General features: G+C 64.9%; 20 protein-coding genes and 1 tRNA gene. 11 read left to right on the top strand and 10 right to left on the bottom strand.

Going from position 1 to position 18,302, the window contains the following annotated elements:
- Positions 1–61: 61 nt before the first annotated feature.
- From EJB06_RS08540 to EJB06_RS08530, 3 genes are all read left to right on the top strand, one after another.
- Positions 62–1,057: a cupin-like domain-containing protein gene (locus tag EJB06_RS08540; RefSeq protein ID WP_198420802.1), complete on the top strand. Its 996-nt coding sequence runs from the start codon at positions 62–64 to the stop codon at positions 1,055–1,057.
- 152 nt (positions 1,058–1,209) lie between these two features.
- Positions 1,210–3,519, top strand: a complete 2,310-nt coding sequence (locus EJB06_RS08535; protein WP_370660122.1) for a chitinase C-terminal domain-containing protein — start codon at positions 1,210–1,212, stop codon at positions 3,517–3,519.
- A gap of 99 nt (positions 3,520–3,618) precedes the next feature.
- Positions 3,619–5,109, top strand: coding sequence for a glycoside hydrolase family 19 protein (locus tag EJB06_RS08530; RefSeq protein ID WP_126073596.1), 1,491 nt, complete (start codon positions 3,619–3,621; stop codon positions 5,107–5,109).
- A gap of 134 nt (positions 5,110–5,243) precedes the next feature.
- Here the strand turns inward: EJB06_RS08530 and EJB06_RS08525 are convergent, their stop codons facing one another.
- From EJB06_RS08525 to EJB06_RS08500, 6 genes are all read right to left on the bottom strand, one after another.
- Positions 5,244–6,197, bottom strand: a complete 954-nt coding sequence (locus EJB06_RS08525; RefSeq protein ID WP_126073595.1) for an NAD(P)H-dependent flavin oxidoreductase — start codon at positions 6,195–6,197, stop codon at positions 5,244–5,246.
- Between the two features lie 98 nt (positions 6,198–6,295).
- A complete protein-coding gene (locus tag EJB06_RS08520; RefSeq protein ID WP_229426981.1) occupies positions 6,296–7,240 on the bottom strand; it encodes an MBL fold metallo-hydrolase in 945 nt (314 codons plus the stop codon).
- Positions 7,241–7,247: 7 nt separating this feature from the next.
- On the bottom strand, positions 7,248–7,691 hold the full coding sequence (locus EJB06_RS08515) for a hypothetical protein (RefSeq protein WP_126073594.1): 444 nt from the start codon (positions 7,689–7,691) through the stop codon (positions 7,248–7,250).
- Positions 7,692–7,898, bottom strand: coding sequence for a DUF1289 domain-containing protein (locus EJB06_RS08510; RefSeq protein WP_126073593.1), 207 nt, complete (start codon positions 7,896–7,898; stop codon positions 7,692–7,694).
- Positions 7,895–8,335, bottom strand: coding sequence for a thioesterase family protein (locus EJB06_RS08505; protein WP_126073592.1), 441 nt, complete (start codon positions 8,333–8,335; stop codon positions 7,895–7,897). The genes EJB06_RS08510 and EJB06_RS08505 overlap by 4 nt, the downstream gene beginning before the upstream one ends.
- Before the next feature lie 14 nt (positions 8,336–8,349).
- Positions 8,350–8,715 carry a VOC family protein gene (locus EJB06_RS08500; protein WP_126073591.1) on the bottom strand — a complete coding sequence of 122 codons (366 nt, stop codon included), beginning with the start codon at positions 8,713–8,715 and terminating at the stop codon, positions 8,350–8,352.
- 143 nt (positions 8,716–8,858) lie between these two features.
- Between EJB06_RS08500 and EJB06_RS08495 the strand changes: the two genes are divergently transcribed.
- Together EJB06_RS08495 and EJB06_RS08490 are read left to right on the top strand one after the other, a co-directional pair.
- A complete protein-coding gene (locus EJB06_RS08495; protein ID WP_126073590.1) occupies positions 8,859–9,272 on the top strand; it encodes a ribbon-helix-helix domain-containing protein in 414 nt (137 codons plus the stop codon).
- Between the two features lie 22 nt (positions 9,273–9,294).
- Positions 9,295–10,626, top strand: a complete 1,332-nt coding sequence (locus EJB06_RS08490) for an extracellular catalytic domain type 1 short-chain-length polyhydroxyalkanoate depolymerase (RefSeq protein ID WP_229426980.1) — start codon at positions 9,295–9,297, stop codon at positions 10,624–10,626.
- 31 nt (positions 10,627–10,657) lie between these two features.
- Here the strand turns inward: EJB06_RS08490 and EJB06_RS08485 are convergent, their stop codons facing one another.
- Both EJB06_RS08485 and EJB06_RS08480 read right to left on the bottom strand, forming a co-directional pair.
- A complete protein-coding gene (locus tag EJB06_RS08485; protein WP_126073589.1) occupies positions 10,658–11,089 on the bottom strand; it encodes a DUF29 domain-containing protein in 432 nt (143 codons plus the stop codon).
- Between the two features lie 207 nt (positions 11,090–11,296).
- The gene (locus tag EJB06_RS08480; protein ID WP_126073588.1) at positions 11,297–11,497 is read right to left on the bottom strand and encodes a cysteine-rich CWC family protein; all 201 of its coding nucleotides are present in this window, start codon (positions 11,495–11,497) and stop codon (positions 11,297–11,299) included.
- Positions 11,498–11,748: 251 nt separating this feature from the next.
- On the opposite strand from EJB06_RS08480, the gene argB reads away from it, so the two are divergent.
- Together argB and EJB06_RS08470 are read left to right on the top strand one after the other, a co-directional pair.
- Positions 11,749–12,675, top strand: a complete 927-nt coding sequence (gene argB / locus EJB06_RS08475; protein ID WP_054265500.1) for an acetylglutamate kinase — start codon at positions 11,749–11,751, stop codon at positions 12,673–12,675.
- Positions 12,676–12,710: 35 nt separating this feature from the next.
- A tRNA-Thr gene (locus tag EJB06_RS08470) sits at positions 12,711–12,785 on the top strand.
- A gap of 23 nt (positions 12,786–12,808) precedes the next feature.
- Here the strand turns inward: EJB06_RS08470 and EJB06_RS08465 are convergent.
- Positions 12,809–13,699, bottom strand: a complete 891-nt coding sequence (locus tag EJB06_RS08465) for a TraB/GumN family protein (protein ID WP_126073587.1) — start codon at positions 13,697–13,699, stop codon at positions 12,809–12,811.
- Between the two features lie 47 nt (positions 13,700–13,746).
- Here EJB06_RS08465 and EJB06_RS08460 point away from each other — a divergent pair, with 47 nt between their 5' ends.
- From EJB06_RS08460 to EJB06_RS08450, 3 genes are read left to right on the top strand one after another with little or no spacing between them, the layout of a single operon-like run.
- Entirely contained in the window at positions 13,747–14,475 is a 729-nt protein-coding gene (locus EJB06_RS08460; RefSeq protein WP_229426979.1) for a pyrimidine 5'-nucleotidase, read from the top strand.
- Complete coding sequence (gene slmA, locus EJB06_RS08455; RefSeq protein WP_370660118.1) at positions 14,454–15,083, top strand: nucleoid occlusion factor SlmA; 630 nt, start codon at positions 14,454–14,456, stop codon at positions 15,081–15,083. Before EJB06_RS08460 ends, slmA begins: the two co-directional genes overlap by 22 nt.
- A gap of 14 nt (positions 15,084–15,097) precedes the next feature.
- A complete protein-coding gene (locus tag EJB06_RS08450; RefSeq protein ID WP_126073585.1) occupies positions 15,098–16,906 on the top strand; it encodes a chorismate-binding protein in 1,809 nt (602 codons plus the stop codon).
- On the opposite strand, the gene EJB06_RS08445 is transcribed toward EJB06_RS08450, so the two are convergent.
- Complete coding sequence (locus EJB06_RS08445; protein ID WP_126073584.1) at positions 16,903–17,580, bottom strand: ArsR/SmtB family transcription factor; 678 nt, start codon at positions 17,578–17,580, stop codon at positions 16,903–16,905. The genes EJB06_RS08450 and EJB06_RS08445 overlap by 4 nt on opposite strands.
- Positions 17,581–17,654: 74 nt before the next feature.
- Here EJB06_RS08445 and EJB06_RS08440 point away from each other — a divergent pair, with 74 nt between their 5' ends.
- Positions 17,655–18,293 (top strand): DUF6058 family natural product biosynthesis protein, encoded by a 639-nt coding sequence (locus EJB06_RS08440; RefSeq protein ID WP_126073583.1) that lies wholly within the window; start codon positions 17,655–17,657, stop codon positions 18,291–18,293.
- Positions 18,294–18,302 lie beyond the last annotated feature (9 nt).

The following is an 18,302-nucleotide window of genomic DNA, read 5'->3' as shown; positions in this document are numbered from 1 at the left end:
AACCTCCTGGAGAAACCTCTTGAAAATTCAATCGAACGTGCAGCCGAACGTGCAGCCGACCATGCAGGTCAACGACGACTGGCGCCGCTGGATCGGCGAAAACCTGATGCTCGGCACCTCGCCCGAGGCGATTGCCGCCATCCTGGTCAAATCGAACGTGTCGCAGGCGAATGCCCGCACCGAAATCGACGCGGCGCTGCGCAGCCCGTATCTGCAGGCTGCGCGCAGGCTGGCCAATCGGGTCAACAAGCGCGACTGGGTGCTCGGCATCCAGGCGCAATTGAACCGGCTGTACGACGAGGGGATTGAACGACGGGAGCGGCTCTCCGGCGAGGAGTTCCTGCAACAGTATTACCGCACCAACCGGCCGGTGATCATCACCGGCATGCTGGAGCACTTCCCGGCACGCCAGAAATGGAACCTCGACTATTTTGCGCAGCGCTTCGGCGAACGCGTGGTCGAGGTGCAGTTCGGACGCGAAGCCGATCCGCAATACGAGCTCAACAGTATCGCCCACAAGCGCAAGATGCCTTTCGGCGAGTACGTGGAGATGGTCCGCAACAGCGGCCGCACGAATGACTTCTACATGACCGCCAACAACGACTCGCTCAACCGCGATGCGTTGAAGGAATTGTTCGAGGACGTAGGCACCCTGCCCGAGTACCTCGATGACGACCCGGGCCGGCGCGGCTTTTTCTGGTTCGGTCCTGCTGGAACGGTGACCCCGTTCCACCACGACCTGACCAATAACTTCATGGCCCAGATCATCGGGCGCAAGAAGATCAAGCTGATGGCGCCGTCGGACACGCCAAGGATCTACAACCACCGGCACTGCTTTACCGAGGTAGACGCCCGCAACATCGACCTGGCGCGCTTTCCCGCCATGGCCGAGGTGCAGGTCCTCGAATGCGTGCTGGAACCGGGCGAGATCCTGTTCCTGCCGGTCGGCTGGTGGCATTACGTGGAAGGGCTCGATATTTCGGTGACGCTGTCGACGACCAATTTCCGCTGGCCGAACGACTTCTACAGTAACTATCCCCCGAATCATGATTTTTAGGGGGAACACCATGAATAACGGAGACAATAATAATGACGATCAATCGTTTGATGGGCGCCCTTCTCGGCAGCGCCCTGGTAGCCTGCGGAGGCGGCAGCGGTCCTGACGCCGTTCAAGGCCAGGGTGGCGAATCGAAGCGCCAACTGGCCCAGGTGGTGGTCTGCAGTGCCTGGTCCGCCACCCAGGTCTACACGGCTGGCGCCTGCGTCAGCCATCTGGGAAAAACCTACACGGCAAAGTGGTGGACACAGAACAATGTGCCCGGCACCGAGGAATGGGGACCGTGGGCGCTGTCGACGACACCGACGCCAACCCCGACCCCGACGCCGACGCCGACGCCGACCCCGACGCCAACCCCGACCCCGACTCCGACCCCGACCCCGACGCCGACCCCGACGCCGACGCCAACCCCGACGCCGACGCCGACACCGACACCGACGCCAACGCCGACACCGACACCGACGCCGACGCCGACACCGACGCCGACGGTCGCCTGCCGCCCTGACGGCCTGACCTCCAAGGTTCCCAACGTGCCCTACTGCGGCGTGTACGACGCCAATGGCCGCGAAGTGCTCGCGCATGGCTTGAACCGCCGCATCGTCGGCTATTTCACCAGCTGGCGCACGGGCAAGGATGGCACACCGTCCTACCTCGTCAACAATATCCCGTGGGACAAGATCACCCACGTCAACTACGCCTTCGCCGCCGTCGACACCGCCACATCCAAGCTCTTGCTGGGCAGCGGACCGACCAATCCGGACACCGGCCTGACCTGGCCCGAGAACCCGGCCGCCGCGATGGACCCGAGCCTGCCGTACAAAGGCCACTTCAACCTGCTGGCGCAATACAAGCGCAAGCATCCGGACGTGAAAATCATGCTCTCGGTGGGCGGCTGGGCGGGCAGCGGCGGCTTCTACACGGCCACCACCAACGCCGACGGCTCGCTCAACAGCGCCGGCATCGACACCCTGGCCGACTCGATGGTGGCGTTCCTGCGCCAGTACCGCTTCTTCGACGGCATCGACATCGACTACGAGCACCCGACCACCAACAACGAGGCCGGCAACCCGCTCGATTTCGGCATGTCGAAACCGCGCCTGGCCGGATTGATGAAGAGCTACAACGTGCTGCTGGAACGGGTGCGCACCAAGCTCGACACGGCAGCCGTGGCCGACAAGAAGTACTACCTGCTGACCATCGCCGGTTCGGCCTCGGCCTGGATCCTGCGCGGCGAGGAAAACCTGTCGGGCCTGAAGTACCTCGACTACGCCAGCCTGATGAGCTACGACCTGCACGGCGGCTGGAACCAGTATGTCGGTCCCAACGCGGCCCTGTTCGATGACGGCAACGATGCCGAACTGCGCGCCGGCAACGCCTACCAGTTCGCCAACATCGGCTACCTGAACGTCGACTGGTCCTACCGCTACTACCGTGGCGCGCTGCAAGCCGGACGCATCAACCTGGGCGTGCCGTACTACACGCGCGGCTGGAGGAATGTAAACGGCGGCACCAACGGCCTGTGGGGCACCACCGCCCTGGTCAACTCGACCATCACCTGCGCCGGCGTGAAGACCTGCGGCGAAGGCGCGGTCGGCATCGACAACCTGTGGCACGACCTCGACGTCAACGGCCAGCCGATTCCCGGCGGCGGCAATCCGCTGTGGCACGCGCTGAACCTGGAAAAAGCCATCCTGCCGGACTACCTCGACGCCTACAAGGTGACCGACAAGACCCTGCGCGGCGCCTACCAGCCGAACTACAGCGCCACCATGGCGGCGCCGTGGCTGTGGAACCCGACCACCCGCGTGTTCCTCTCGACCGAGACGGCGCAATCGATGGATGCCAAGGCGCGCTACATCGTCGACAACAACATCGGCGGCATCATGATCTGGGAGATGGCGGGCGACTACGCGTGGGATGCCAGCAAGAACGGCGGCAAGGGCCAGTACTTCATGGGCAACACCCTGACCACCAATATCTTCAACACCTTCAAGTCGGCTGGCCCGTACGGCAACAAGCGCGCCGAAACGGCCGTGCCTGCGACCAGCGCCAAGGTCAGCATCGAACTGGGTGGCTGGAAGATGGGCGACAGCAACTTCCCGATCAATCCGGTGATGACGGTGACCAACAAGTCGGCCACCACCATTCCGGGCGGCAGCGTGGTGGAGTTTTCGTATCCGGTCTCGGCGCCGGCCAATATGAGCGACCAGTCGGGCTATGGGCTGAAAGTGACGGCGGCCGGGTACACCGGGCCGAACAACATCGGCGGCTTCAAGGCCAACTTCAACCGCGCGCAGTTCACGATTCCGGCATGGCAATCGCTGGCGCCGGGCGCGTCGGTCTCGCTCACGCTCAACTACCAGTTGCCGATCTCGGGGCCGTCGAACTACGCGATCACGGTCGGCGGCAAGCGCTATGCGCTGGCGGACGAGTATCCGGAACTGCCGGTCGCGCTGCCGTAAGCACCGCGTGATGTTCCTGTAGGGCAGTCATGACCCGGAAACGACAGCGTCGTTTCCGGGTTTTTTTGACCCGACATCCAAATTATCTGGAGCAAAAATATGAAACAACAATTATCGACGCTGGCGGTAGGACTGCTGGCGGGCATGCTGGCCGGCTGCGGCGGCAGCGGTGGGGGCGAATCGACGGGGACCGACGGCGGATCGCACGCGCTGAGCAAGACCAGTGCGAATGCGGCTTGTCCGTTCTGGAGCGCCAGTGCGGTGTTTACTGCCGGCATGTGCGCGATTCATGATGGCAAAGTCTACAAGGCGAAGTGGTGGACGCAAGGAAATGTGCCCGGGGCGGAACAGTGGGGACCGTGGGAGTTCATCCCGCTGACGCCGACGCCGACGCCACCGCCCGTCCCCACGCCGACGCCAACGCCAACACCGACTCCGACGCCAACGCCAACGCCGACGCCGACACCAACGCCGACGCCGACGCCGCCCCCGGGCGGCGTTCCGACCAGGGCGCAGGCCGAGGCGCGCGAAGCGCAGCTCACCGACAACGCCTTTTTCCGCACCGTCAAGGCATCGATCCGCACCCTGGACAACGCGTCCGTCGAGCAAGTGGTGCCGGGACGCGGCGCCAATCCGATCAACGTCAAGCGTGTCGAACGCCTGCTGCCGGCAACGAAGTGGGACCACTTCTTTGCGGTGCGCGAGCCGAGCTACACCTACCAGCGTTTCCTGCAGGCGGTGGCCAAGTTTCCGGCCCTGTGCGACGACTACGGCGACGGGCGCGATGCCGACGGCATCTGCCGCCACACGCTGGCGACCATGTTTGCGCACTTCGCCCAGGAAACCGGCGAGCACAACGCGAGCAGCACGATTCCGGAATGGCGCCAAGGCTTGAAGTACCTGCGCGAGCTGGGCTGCGACGAAACCGGCGCCGGCTGCGGCTACAACGCCGAATGCGCCGATCCGGTGTTCAATGCGGTCTGGACCTGCGGAAAGAATGCCGACGGCAGCTACAAGAAGTACTTCGGACGCGGGGCCAAGCAGCTGTCGTACAACTACAACTACGGGCCGTTTTCGCAGATCATGTTCGGCGGCGACCAGTCGGTGCTGCTGCGCGATCCGGACAAGGTGGCGTCGACCTGGCTGAACCTGGCGTCGGCGACCTTCTTCTTCGTGTATCCGCAGCCGCCCAAGCCATCGATGCTGCATGTGATCGACGGCACCTGGGTACCGAACGCGGCCGACCGCGCTGCGGGGGCGGGCAACAATTTCGCCACGACGATCATGATCATCAACGCCGAGTGCGGACAGGGAACGGAAAAAGCGGCGGCGCAGAACCGCATCAACTACTACAAGCAGTTTGCGGGCGAGTTGGGCTGGAATGTGGGGTCGGAGCAGTTATCGTGCGCCACGATGCAGCGCTTCGGGCCGTCGAGTTCGGCGTCGTACAACATTTACTGGGAAAAGAACTGGAATGAAGGCGGGCAGAACCAATGCCAGCTGGTCAGTTACCAGACGCCGTACAGCGCGCTGATTGCGGATAACTACGTCAAGTGCGTGCAGGATAACTGGAAGGTCAAACTGCAGTAAGGTCGTCGCCCCCGCGCAGGCGAGGGTCCATAAAACTGGAAGGTCAAACTGCGGTACGGTCGTCGCCCCCGCCTGCACGGGGGCGACGAATTAGAGGCCAGCGACAATCGTTCGAGCCTCCCCCTGCCTTGCGATTAAAGCGCCAGGCGCGCGCGCGCCGCGTCGTATTCCTGCTTCAGGCGCGCCACCATCTCGGCCACCGTCGGCACGTCATCCATCATCCCCACGCCCTGCCCCGCGCCCCAGATGTCGCGCCAGGCCTTGGCGCTGCCCGAACCGAAACTCATCTTCGATTTGTCCGATTCCGGCAAGGCATCCGGATCGAGCCCGGCGTTGACGATCGATTTTTTCAGGTAATTGCCGTGCACGCCAGTAAACAGATTGGTGTACACGATATCGGCCGCCGCCGATTCCACGATGGCGTCGCGGTACTCGTCCGTGACGTTCGATTCCTTCGTCGCCAGCCAGCGCGAGCCGATATACGCAAAGTCCGCCCCCATCGCCTGCGCCGCCAGGATCGCATCGCCCGTGGCGATCGAACCCGACAAGGCAATCGGTCCCTTGAAGAACTTGCGCACCTCGCCCACCAGCGCGAACGGCGACAGCGGCCCGGCGTGCCCGCCCGCACCGGCCGCCACCAGGATCAAGCCGTCCACGCCCGCTTCCAGCGCCTTTTCGGCATGCCGGATCGACACGACATCGTGCAGCACGATGCCGCCGTAGCTGTGGATCGCGTCCAGCATCTCTTTCGGCGGCGCGCGCAGCGAGGAAATGATGATCGGCACCTGGTGCTTGACGCACATGGCCACGTCGTGTTCCAGGCGGTCGTTGGACTGGTGCACGATCTGGTTGACCGCGATCGGCCCCACCCTGGCGCCCGGATTGGCAGCCTGGTAATCGGCCAGTTCCTGCTTGAGGTCGGTCAGCCAGGTGTCGAGCAGCTCGGCCGGACGGGCGTTGAGCGCGGGGAAGGAACCGACGATCCCGGCCTTGCACTGCGCCGCCACCAGCGCGGGTCCGCTGGCGATGAACATCGGCGATCCAATGACGGGAAGGGTGAGGTTTTGCAGCGCGGCGGGCAATGCCATGTCGGTCTCGCAATCGAAAAAAGTGGATGGAATCAAATTCTCAGCCATTATAGTTCGAAAAAAGTACGATCGTGCTTGAAAACGCGGCGACAGCGTGTTTACAGGTCGCTATTGACCAGATTCTCACCGTCGCGCTTGGCCGCACCGGCCCGCACCAGGGATTGCACGGCCCAGTCGGCCATCTGCGCGGACGTTTCGAAACGCTGCAGATGACGCCTGCGCGCCCCCTCCAGCACGGGAATGGTGGCGAACATGCCGGCCACGTCCGCCAGGCTGATGCGCTGGCGCTCCAGCAGCAGGAACTTGAGGATGACCTTGACGGCGTTTTCGGAATTCCTCAGCGGATCCGCTTCGAGGAAATTCAGGCGCGTAAACGCCCGTTTCAGGGCCGGCTGGACGTCGGTGAAGATGGCCCCGTGTCCGGGAATGACGAGGCGGGCGTCGAGGCTGTGGATCAGGTCGAGCGTGGCGCGCGCTTCCAGGAAGCCCGATTCGCCGTCGAGCTCGGGAAAGATCACGCCGAAACCGTTGCGCCACAAGGCGTCGGCGGATATGACGATGCCTTCGCTCGGGCAAAACAAGATCAGCGAGTGCGGATGGTGCCCGGGCGCGCCCAGCGCCTGCCAGCGCGTGCCGCCCAGTTCCAGCTCGTCGCCGGGCGACACCGTAAAGTCGGCGCCGAACGGATCGCACTGCTGGCCGGTGGCCCTGAAACTGAGCGCGTCCTCGTTCCAGGCTGCCACGTTGGCGGCCTCGGCCACGGGAATGCCGATGCGGCAGCCGTGGCGCGCCTTGAGCGCCGCGTTGCCGCCGCAGTGGTCCGAGTGCAAATGGGTATTGATGACGCGCCCCAGAGGCCGCTCGCCGAGCGCATGGCCGACCAGCGCCAGGGTCTGCGGCACGTGGGTCTTGTAGCCGCTGTCGATCAGGGTGGACTCGCCCGGCCCGGTAAACAGCACATTGTTGGACGACAGCCAGCCGCGTTCGAACACCTGCATCGACGCCGGCAGCCGTGCCGGGTCGGGATTTAACATTGCACTCATGGCTTACTCATTTTTTCATTTGAAACGCGAGCGAGATCTTGGCGAACTCGATCAGGACGGCTTGCGAGCCGCCATTGAAGGTGGTGAAGGAATTGCCGGTGCGTACAACCATGCGCGGCGGGAATAGCCAGGAGCAGTAGGGAATCCCGATCATCTTGGCGCCGCGCACGTCGCGCCATTCGACGTGCTTGTCGTACAGCCAGGTCTGGCGGATGCCGGTGGCGTCGACGGTGGTGGTGGCGCGCAGGAACCAGTAGTAACTCACGCCCAGCATGACGCTGGCGCCCAGCAGCAGCGCCTTGACGCCGATCCCGAACGAGGGCAGCGGAAAGCGCCAGGCCACGCTGGCGCCGTACAGCAGCAGCACCACGGTCACGACGGTGGCGAACACCTTGAAACCGGTACCGTAGGCCGGGCCGGTGACCGCTTGCTGCGGCGTGTAGAAGTTCATTTAGTCGAAGTCCAGTTCGGATTCGCGGCGGCGGATCTCGGCCCAGACCGCGCGCTTGTAGTCGTCCGAGGCATTGCCCCAGGCGACGATTTCATCGAGGGTGCGCAGGCAGCCGCGGCACAGGCCCTTGGCGGACGCGGTATCGGGCGCCATTTCGCACAGGCTGATGCAGGGGGACGGCACCGGCGTCTGCAGTTCGGGCCTCATGCCAGTCCCGCTTCGGCGGCAGCGGCCGCCTTGCTTGCCACTTTGGCATTGAAGCGGGAACGGTCGATCACATGGCGCTCGTGGGTGCCCTCGCAGATGCGGTCGACGCCATCCCACGCTTGCACGCGGAACAGCAGGCGGCGGCCGTCGACTTCGAGCAGCTCGCCCTCGATTCTCAGGGTCATGCCGGGCGGCGTCGGCGCAAAATGCGAAAACCGCACCATCGTGCCCAGGCTTTGCTCGCGCGGCCAGTCCATGAACGGCATGATGCCGTTCACGCAAGCGAGCTCCATCATGCCGACCAGATAGCCGGTAGCCAGCACGTCGGGCATGTCGAGGCAAAAACCGGTGTCGTGGTACAGCTGCGGCACGCTGGCGCGCGCAGGGACGGTGTAGCTCCAGTCGAAGCGGAAGCCGGGTTGCAGGTCGGGACTCATGCGCGGATTATCTCCTAACGTTGCTCGATGAGCTCGACTTTGTTTCCGAAAGGATCGTTTACGGTGGCGCGTTGCAGACCTGCAACCATCTCTTCCACCTGGACGTCGACGCCAGCCGCCCTCAACGCACCGACGAAGGCCTCGAAACCGGCGACGATCAGGGCCGGGTGGGCTTTCTTGGCGGGCAGGAAGGCGCTGTCGGCCCCCAGGTGCAACTGGGCGCTTCCGCACTGGAACCAGGCGCCGCCGCGCACGGCCAGGTGCGCCGGCTTGGGGACTTCGGGCAGGCCCAGCACGCCGCTGTAAAAGGCGCGCGCCGCCTCTTCGGCGCCGGGCGGCATGGCGACCTGTACATGGTCGATTCCAGTAATGTTTGCCATCGTTTCTCCGTTGTGACGGGATTGATACATAAAAACGTCATTATCGCATTCAGACGAATCGCGCTTGACGGAGACGCGCATCGGGGTAGACTACCATCCATACAGATGGCGTAGGGATGCCACGCAGATGATATTGGAGACTTATGAACACCCGCGACCTGAAACTGAAACCTGCCGAATCGGAAAAAATCACCATCAACCTGGGCTTGATCGATCTGGGGCAGATCGACCTGCTGGTCAGTGAAGGGTTTTATTCGAACCGGACCGACCTGATCCGCACAGCGATCCGCAACCAGCTCAACACGCACGCCGAGGTGGTCAAGCAGACGGTGGCGCGCAAGAGCCTGGTGCTGGGAATGCATCACTATTCCCGGGCCGACCTGGAAGCGGCGCTGGCGGCGGGCGAACGCTTGCAGATCCAGGTACTGGGCATGGCCAGCATCGCCAGCGACGTGTCCGTGGAACTGGCACTGGCCACCATCGAATCCATTTTCGTGCTTGGCGCCCTGCATGCAAGCAGCGTGATCAAGACAGCACTGGCGGGCCGCATCCTCTGATGCTTACATAAGGAAAAAGCCAATGAAACTCAATGACAAACTGTTCGCGAACATGCGAGCGGCAACCAAGACCCTGATGGGCAACGGGCCGAAAGCCGCCACCAGCGTCATTCAGGAAGCGCTCAAGGTCCTGACGCCCCACAAAAGCGCCACGCCCCGGCAGCCGGCAGCGCCGGCGGCGCCGCGCGACAGCGTGCCGCCCATGCCTTTGGCGGGCGGGCCGCAGGGCGTGAACACGGCGCAGGCCGGCGCGCCGCCGCCGGGGCCGCAGCCGCAGGCGTCCCGGCCGCAGGCACCGGGCGCCTCGCACCAGGATCAGTACGTCAAGAACGTGGTGCAGGAAGCGACCGACGCCTTCAACAAGCTGATGCCCGACATGCTCGCCAAGCTCGACCGTGCAGGCGCGAACGGCCATGCCGCCTTCAAGATGCCCCATTTCGACATTCCCGGCATGAATGGCATGAATGGCATGAGCGGCATGCAGGGCGGCGCCGCCTCGACCCCGGCCGAGGCCCTGCCCGGCAAATTTACGGACGGCAGTTTTACGAATGCGGCCGGCACCCGGACTTACAAGTTATATGTGCCGAGCAGCTACGATGGACGGCCGATGCCGCTGGTGGTCATGCTGCACGGCTGCACCCAGGACCCGGACGACTTCGCCACCGGCACGCAAATGAACGTGCTGGCCGAAGAAATGCAATGCCTGGTCGTGTATCCGGCGCAATCGATGCAAGCCAATTCCTCGCGTTGCTGGAACTGGTTCAATGCGGTCGACCAACAGCGCGGCCAGGGAGAACCGTCGATCATTGCCGGCATTACCGAAACGGTCATGCACAACCATGCGGTCGACGCCAGCCAGGTGTATGTGGCTGGGCTGTCGGCCGGCGGAGCGATGGCGACCATCATGGGTACCCTGTATCCGGAGCTGTACGCGGCCGTGGGCGTGCACTCGGGGCTGCCGTTCGCCTCGGCGCACGATTTGCCGTCGGCGCTGGCCGCCATGAAAGGCAATTTCGGGCCGCAGCGGGCCAGCGGCAAGTCGATTCCCATCATCGTGTTCCACGGCGACAAGGATACGACCGTGCATCCGGTCAATGGCGACGAGCTGATCAAACGCGGCGCGCACAACGTGATGCAGGAGATCATCGAGCCGGGCCGCGTGCCGGACGGACACGCCTACACGCGCACCGTGCACCAGACGGTCGACGGTACGCCGCAGGCGGAGCAGTGGCTGATCCACGGCGCCGGCCATGCCTGGTCCGGCGGCAACGCGCGCGGCAGCTATACCGATGGCAAGGGTCCGGACGCCAGCCGCGAGATGATGCGTTTTTTCCAGACCAAGCGCGAGGCCTGAGGCCGGCTTGCCGCTGAGGTAGCGAACAGCGTCAATCCGGCAGAAAATGCTCGTCGAGCACCTGCACCAGGGTCCAGGTGCTGCGGCGGGGCAAACCCGCCAGTTCCATGTGTTCGGCCGCGATGCTGAGGGCATCCTTCCAGGCGTCGTCGAGCCAGTCGACGTCCAGCAAGGCCGACTGCAGGCTGGGCATCTTGCGCAGGACGCGGGCAATGCTGACGCGCTGGTCGCCGATGCTTCGGAGCAAAGCCGTGTTGCGGCGGTCGGGCTGCGTATGCCATTCCAGCAATTGCGCAAACAAGGCCGCCATGCGCCGTCCCAGCTCGCGCTTTTCGGCCTTGGCAACGCCCTCGATTTCTTCGGCGATGTTGTCGAGGTCGAGCGCCGACCACTGCCGAGCCCGCAATAAAGCGGCTTGCTGGTATGCCCATGCCACCACGTCGGTGTCGTACAAATCCGCCATTGACCGCTCCTTGTTCAACGCCATCCCAGTGTGGGTATGGTAATCCCAAGCGAGCCCGGCACGGGTGAAAAAGCCTGCTGCCCGACAAGATAGTGGCGTGGGAGGCGACGATGTGCGGCGCGACAGCGGCGCGCAGCACCGGATGGGCGCGCACCGGAAAGCGCCTGCACGGGGAAAAACCTCGAATCGCGCACTTGCGCCATCCTCTCAGTCGCGCACGGGCGTCACCGGCGCCTCCTTGCTCGCCGCGATATGCGCTTTGAGGCAAGCCGGACACCAGCACGCCGCCGCGCCGTCCTGCGCCGGCACCGCCACCACCGGCGGCAGTTCGGTGCACCAGCACGGCCCGTCCGTGCCGTCGGCCATGGCGCAGCCGAACTGCGCCCCACAACGGCTGCAGCTACTCATGGGGCGCCGCCTTCCGACGCGCTCGGGCCCAAGGGAAAAGACAACTGCGGGCGATGCCATTCATAGTGCTGTTTCCTGATCAATTAATTGGCTGCCAGGCAGGCCGCAAACGCCCTGCGAACGCGGCGGCGATGCATTTAAGGCCAGCCTAACGGATCAAAAATGAAAATACAACAAGATGGCCCTATAATGCCCACAAGCTTCTCCCTGTTGCCTGTAAAATCTCGCAAAATTTCATTTCCGGACCCGCCATGACCGCTCCTTTGCCCAAACTGAAGACCGACCATCAAGACGACCTGACCGCGGTTTCCCCGCAGATCAAGGCGCAGATCCTGGCCGAGGCACTGCCGTATATCCGTAATTTCCATGGCAAGACGATTGTCATCAAATACGGCGGCAATGCGATGACCGACGAGCGCCTCAAGCACGGCTTCGCGCGCGACGTCATCCTGCTCAAGCTGGTCGGCATGAATCCGGTCGTGGTGCACGGCGGCGGCCCGCAGATCGACAACGCCCTGAAAAAAATCGGCAAACAGGGCAGCTTCGTGCAAGGCATGCGCATCACCGACGAAGAAACCATGGAAGTGGTCGAATGGGTCCTCGGCGGCGAAGTCCAGCAAGACATCGTGATGTTGATTAATCACTACGGCGGCCAGGCTGTCGGCCTGACCGGCAAAGACGGCGGCCTGATCCGTGCACGCAAGATGGCCATGCCGGACAAGGAAAATCCGGGCGAGTTCCTCGACATCGGTTTTGTCGGCGAAATCGACGCCATCAACCCGGCCGTGGTCAAGGCGCTGCAGGACGATGCCTTCATCCCCATCATTTCGCCGATCGGTTTCGGCCAGGATGGCCAGGCTTACAACATCAACGCCGACGTCGTCGCCGGCAAGATCGCGGAAATCCTGAAGGCCGAAAAGTTGATCATGATGACCAACATCGCCGGCGTGCAAGATAAAAAAGGCAATCTCGTGACCGACCTGTCGGCCCGCGAGATCGACGAAATGTTTGCCGATGGCACGATTTCAGGCGGCATGCTGCCTAAAATTTCATCGGCGCTGGACGCCGCCAAGTCGGGCGTGAACACGGTTCACATCATCGACGGCCGGATCGAACACTCTTTGTTGCTCGAAGTCTTGACCGAACAGGCATTTGGCACTATGATCCGGTCGCACTAAAATTTTTGTGGCGGCACTCGCCGCCACTTGAAATTGCCCTTTTAGCTCAGTGGTAGAGCACTCCCTTGGTAAGGGAGAGGCCACGTGTTCAATCCACGTAAAGGGCACCATTCCTTGCGCAGCACCCTCCCCCTCAGTAGACCCGCTCGACCGTCAGCCCCTTTGCGCCCAGCAATGCCGGCACGCTATTCTTGCCGACCAGGTGCAGCACGCCGATCGCCGCCACGCTCTTGTCCTGTTTCGCCAGCAAGGCCGCCAGTTTCTCGGCCAGCGGACCGTTGCGTTCGTCCAACAGCACCTGTTGCATGAATTTGCCCGACACGCTGGTGTCGCCCTCGACCTTGGCCGCCACCGCATCGAGCGCCGCCTTGTCGGCCGAGCCCCAGGCATCGACGATCTGGCGCAGCTCCGCGCGCTGCTTGCCTGACTCCATCATGTCGACGCTCTCTTCCAGGAATGCCCACTGCTCTTCCACGCCGAGCCGGTCGAACATGGCGAACTGGGTGGCGATGGATTCGAGCTCGATCACCGGCACCTTGCTGGCGCGCGCCATCTGCGCCAGCTTGATGTCGACCGCCAGCTCGGCCTGGTAGCCCTCGGCTGCGTACTCGGCCAGGGTCAGGGTGGTGGCCACCAGCCACGGCTTGAAGCGCGCCACCGCGGCCGGATCGATCTTCGCCTTTTTCAGGGCTTGCTCCACGCGCTGGCGAAACGCCGGCGAACGCTCCCGGAAGCCTGGCTTGCCGGGCGCGAGCATGGCGTGGGCCTGCATCGCCGCACCGAGCCTGGCCGGGTCCTGCATCAGGTCGACCTCCAGCGCCAGCGTCGAGGCGTTTTGAATGGCCGTGGCGATGCGCGGTTCGAGCGGATAGAACTCCGGCAAGCCCACGTGCATGGTGCCGAACAGGTACATCGTGTGTCCGCTGCCGCTGACCTTGAACAGCGCGCCGCGCTCGGCCCCCCAGGCTGGCGGCAGGGCCAGCATGAGCAGGCTGAGGAACAACACTATAATTGGACGTCTCATGCGTTTTTTCCTTGTTGGTTCGCTACCGCGTTTTTTTCAGGTCTCCTGTGTCCAATCTTACCCGCTCCGCCCCGCTCTGGTTGTTCGATCTCGACAATACCCTGCACAACGCCTCGCACGCGATTTTCCCCACCATCACCGCCAACATGAACGTCTACATCGCGCGCGTGCTGGGCGACGGCGTCACGCCCGCCAGCGCCGACGTGGTCAACGCCGCCCGCCTGGAATACTGGAAACGCTACGGCGCCACCCTGCTCGGGATGATCACGCACCACCAGGTCAGCGCCGCCGATTTCCTGCACGAGACCCACAACATCGAGCGCCTGGAAGACATGATCCGCTACGAACGCGGGCTGGCGCGCCTGCTCAAGCGCCTGCCGGGGCGTAAAATCCTGCTGACCAACGCGCCCACGCGCTACTCGACCGACGTCATGCGCCACCTCGGCTTGCGGCGCCACTTCAGCCACCACATCGCCATCGAAAACATGCACGTGCACGGCAAATTGCGGCCCAAGCCGTCCAAGCTGATGCTGCGCCGCCTGCTGCGCAAGCATGGCGTGAGCGCGCAGCGCTGCATCCTGGTCGAAGACACCCTGGCCAACCTGCGCACCGCGAAACAGGTCGGTATGCGCACCGCGTGGATCACCCAGTATCTGCGCATGGCCGACCCCATCGGTGTTGCGCCGTTGCCAAAAAAGTTAAAACGCCCCGCTTATGTCGATGTCAAAGTAAAATCCGTGCTCCAGTTGCCGAGATGCATGAATCGGCTACGCTGACAACGACAAACCCACCTCATCGAGAACACATGGCAAGCACCAAGCCGGGCCAGCGCAAGCTGCAAATCCTCCAGGCTCTGGCCACCATGCTGGAGCAGCCCAAAGGCGAGAAAATCACCACGGCGGCACTGGCAGCAAGGCTGGACGTATCCGAAGCGGCGCTGTACCGCCACTTCGCCAGCAAGGCGCAGATGTTCGAAGGCCTGATCGAATTCATCGAATCGAGCGTCTTCGGCCTGATCAACCAGATCGCGGAAAACGAACCGGGCGGGGTCGACCAGGCCCATGCCGTGCTGCAGATGCTGCTCGGCTTCGCGGCCAACAATCCCGGCATGACCCGGGTGCTGATCGGCGACGCCCTGGTCAACGAAGACGAGCGCCTGCAGCTGCGCATGAACCAGTTCTACGACAAGGTCGAACTGGCCTGCAAGCAGTCGCTGCGCCTGGCCGTCACCCAGGGCCACGGCCAGGAAGCCGACGTCGCCGCGCGCGCCAGCCTGCTGGTGAGCTATGTGGTCGGACGCTGGCACCGCTTTGCCAAGAGCGGCTTCCGCCACAATCCGACCGAGGGCACGGCCCTGCAGATTTCCCTGCTGCTGGCGGCCTGACCGTCCCGACACCGATGAAGCGCGCGGACTGCTTTGCCCTGCTCGACGACGCCACAAGCGACGGCCGGCAGGCGCGCTCGCGCCTGTACACGGGCCACGCGGGCACCCTGCGCTGCGACGATGCCGCCGGCTGGCCCGACCTGCTGGCGCAGCTCCAGGATGCGCTGGCACGCGGCCTGCACGCGGTGGCGGTGCTCACCTATGAACTGGGCGGGCACCTGCTCGGCATCGGCACGCACGCCGCCAGCGGCCCGCTGGCGCAATTGCTGCTGTTCGATACCTGCACCCGCCTCTCGCCCGACCAGGTGGCGGCCTGGCTGGACGCGCACGCCGGCCCGGCCGGCATCGCCGGGGTGCGCGCCAACGTCGACGACCGGGCCTTCGGCGAGGCCCTGGCGCGCATCCACGACTACATCGGCGCCGGCGACACCTACCAGGTCAACTACACCTACCGCCTGCGCTTCGACGCCTTCGGTTCGCCGCAGGCGCTGTACGCACGCCTGCGCGCGCGCCAGCCGGTGCCCTACGGCGCCCTGATCGCCCTGCCCGACGGCGGCGCCGTGCTGTCGCTCTCGCCCGAACTGTTCGTGCGCCATCAAGGCGGCGAACTGCTCGCGCGCCCGATGAAAGGCACCGCCCCCGCCAGCGACGACGACGCCGGGAATGCCCGGCGCGCCGGCGCGCTGGCGGCCGACCCCAAGAACCGCGCCGAAAACCTGATGATCGTCGACCTGCTGCGCAACGACCTCGGTCGGATCGCCGTCACCGGCAGCGTCGCCGTGCCGGCGCTGTTCGACGTGCAGCGCTTTGCCAGCGTGCTGCAGATGACCTCCACCGTGCGCGCCAGCCTGCGTCCGGACGCCACGCTGGCCGACATCGTCGCGGCCCTGTACCCGTGCGGCTCGATCACCGGCGCGCCCAAGCGGCGCGCGATGGAAATCATCAACGAGCTCGAACCGGCCGCGCGCGGCGTCTACACCGGCGCCATCGGCTGGTTCGAGCCGCCCGCCGTGGCCGCGACGATCGGCGACTTCTGCCTGTCGGTGCCGATCCGCACCCTGGCGCTGGCGCCCGAACGCGGCGGCACGCGGCGCGGCGAGATGGGCGTCGGCGCCGGCATCGTCTACGACAGCGACAGCGCCGACGAATACGCCGAATGCCAGCTCAAGGCGCGTTTTCTCACCGGCCTGCAAAACCGGTTCGAGGTCTTCGAAACCATGCACGCCACGCGCGCGGACGGCTGCCGCCAGCGCGACCGTCACCTGGCGCGCATGGCCGCTTCCGCACGCTACTTCGGCTTTCCCTTCGATGAAGCGGCAGCCCGCGCGGCGCTGGACGCCGCCTGCGCGGCACTGGCGCCCGGGGTGGCTTCGCGCATGCGGATCGCCATCGATGCGTCGGGCGCATTCGGCGTGCACAGCGGCGCGCTGGCGGCGCTGACGCAACCGGTGCGCGTGCTGCTCGCCGGCGAGGCGACGCGGGCCGACGACCTTTTCCTGCGCCACAAGACCAGCGTCCGCACGCGCTACGATGCCGCCTGGCGCGCGGCCGAGGCGCAGGGCGCATTCGATATGCTGTTCTTCAACGAGCGCGGCGAACTGACCGAGGGCGGCCGCAGCAATGTGTTCGTGCAGGTCGACGGCCGCTGGCACACCCCTCCCCTGTCCTGCGGCCTGCTGCCCGGGATCATGCGCGCGCTGGTGCTGGCCGATCCGCAGTGGGATGCGCAGGAAAGCATCGTCACGCGCGCCATGCTGGAACGCGCCACCGGCCTGATGGTCTGCAACGCCCTGCGCGGGCCGATGCCGGCGCTGCTCGCCTAATCGACCCAGGCGCGCAGGGCCTGTTCGCCGGCGTCGCTGAAGGCGACCACGCGCGAATCGAGCGAGCGCCTGGCCCAGCCCAGTTCCTCGAAGCGCGCCAGCAGCGCATCGCCCAGCGTGCCGGCCAGGTGATGACGGCGCTCGCTCCAGTCGAGGCAAGTGCGGCAGAACGCGCGCCGCGTGCCCGCCGCCGCCGCCAGGTCGACGCCGATGGCGCCCACCATGGCGCTGCCGGCGCCGGTAAGGCGCAGGCCGGCGGCGTCCATCGCAAACGCGCCGCGCGCCAGCAGGCGCTCGTACATCAGCACGCCCAGCTCGCCGGCCAGGTGGTCGTAGCACACGCGCGCCTTGCGCAAGGCCGGCTCGCGCGGGCTCGAACGCAGGCGCACGGCGCCGGTGCGGAAGGCCACGCTCATCAAGGATTCGAGCAGCTGCGCCACATCGTCGTCGGCCAGGCGGAAATAGCGGTGGCGGCCCTGCGCTTGCACCGCCAGCAGGCCGGCGTCGACCAGTTTGGCCAGGTGCGCGCTGATGGTCTGCTTGGTCACGCCGGCGATCTCGGCCAGCTCGGTGGCGGTGAGGGCCATGCCCGACATGAGCGCGGTCAGCACTTCCGCGCGCGCGTGTTCGCCGATCAGGGCGGCGATGCCGATGATATTGGGTCCGTCTTTCATGGTTCGATGGTAGCCGAACCATGCAGGGCGCACAAGCTTGTATAGTAGGCCAATCGACCAACGAGAGAGCGGCCATGGAACTGATCCGATACCTGAGCGACTCCTACTTCACCGAAGAACAGCTGCTGGCGGTGTCCGGCCTCGACCCGGACGAGCTGGCGGCGCTGCAGCAGCGCGCCATGATGCCGCGCGCCTCGTACCGCTTGCGCATCGACGTACAGTGCGATTCCTTTTTCGGCGCGCACCAGGAACACAAGCAGCTCGATTATTACGCCAAGGGGTACGCCTCGTGGATCGGCCTGCTGCAGTCGCTGGGCGGCGAGAGCGACGCCTACCGCGTGTTCGCGGAGCGCTACCGCGCCCGCCTGACGCAACTGAAGGCGGCCGGCCTGTGCACCGACGATCCCAAGCTGAACGCCGGGCTCGACGGGCACCTGCGCGAGGAATGGCGCCACTTCCTCGACGGCACCTACGGCGTATGCACCAAGACCGGGCTGCCGGAAGATATCGCCTCGAAGGAACTGGCCACCACGATCATCCGCGACATCATCGGCAAGCCGGTGGAACAGGCGCTGTCGATGCGCGACCGGGTCTGCCTGACGCTGGCGGTCGACCTGCTCGACACCGCCAGCGGCCAGTTCGCGCCGCACGAAAAGGAGCGCAGCTCGCGCCATTTGCTCATCGACGAGGTGCGCAAGACGTATCAGTTGTAGCGCTACAAC

It is taken from the genome of Massilia atriviolacea, from assembly GCF_003953935.1.
In the GTDB taxonomy this organism is placed as follows: Bacteria; Pseudomonadota; Gammaproteobacteria; order Burkholderiales; family Burkholderiaceae_D; genus Telluria_A; species Telluria_A atriviolacea.
This window is presented reverse-complemented; position numbering and strand designations above follow the sequence as displayed.